This window comes from Nocardia sp. PLKS1-43 (assembly GCF_059510335.1).
Window position 1 is genome coordinate 1 of the sequence record NZ_JCAJZQ010000051.1, and the last position, 691, is coordinate 691.

A 691-nucleotide genomic window follows, 5' to 3' on the forward strand; every position below is an offset into this window, starting at 1 on the left:
GATATTCGACTTCACCGACCCCAACCACACCGGCCAGCCCCCGGAGCGCCCCTTCCCGTAAGTCTCCAACAACGCCTGCGCCTCGATCGGATCCCCGAGGGTCGTGCCCGTGCCATGCGCCTCGACCGCATCCACATCCGATACCGACAACCCCGCATTCGCCAACGCAGCCCGAATCACCCGCTGCTGCGACGGACCATTCGGCGCAGTCAAACCATTCGACGCACCATCCTGATTCACCGCCGAACCCCGCACCACCGCGAGAATCTCGTGCCCGAGTCGGCGAGCATCGGACAAACGCTCGACAACGACAACGCCCGCTCCCTCAGCGAACCCGGTACCGTCCGCCGCGCCCGCGAACGCCTTGCACCGCCCGTCCACCGACAACCCCCGCTGCCGACTGAACTCCGAAAACACGCTCGGCGTTGCCATCACCGTCACACCACCGGCCAATGCCAGATCACATTCCCCCGACCGCAACGACTGCACCGCCAGATGCAACGCCACCAACGACGACGAACACGCCGTATCCACCGACACCGCAGGCCCTTCCAAACCCAGCACATACGCCACCCGACCCGAGACCACACTCGAGATCTGACCGGTGGCCGTGAAGCCCTCGGCCGCCACCCCGTACCCCTGCGCGATCACACCGGCGAAAACTCCGGTGGGCGTGCCGTGCAGGCGCAAC

General features: G+C 66.3%; 1 protein-coding gene. It reads right to left on the reverse strand.

The features are described from left to right. The coding region (locus AC5WS7_RS40620) for a beta-ketoacyl synthase N-terminal-like domain-containing protein (RefSeq protein ID WP_495959988.1) at positions 1-691 on the reverse strand (691 nt) is incomplete at both ends.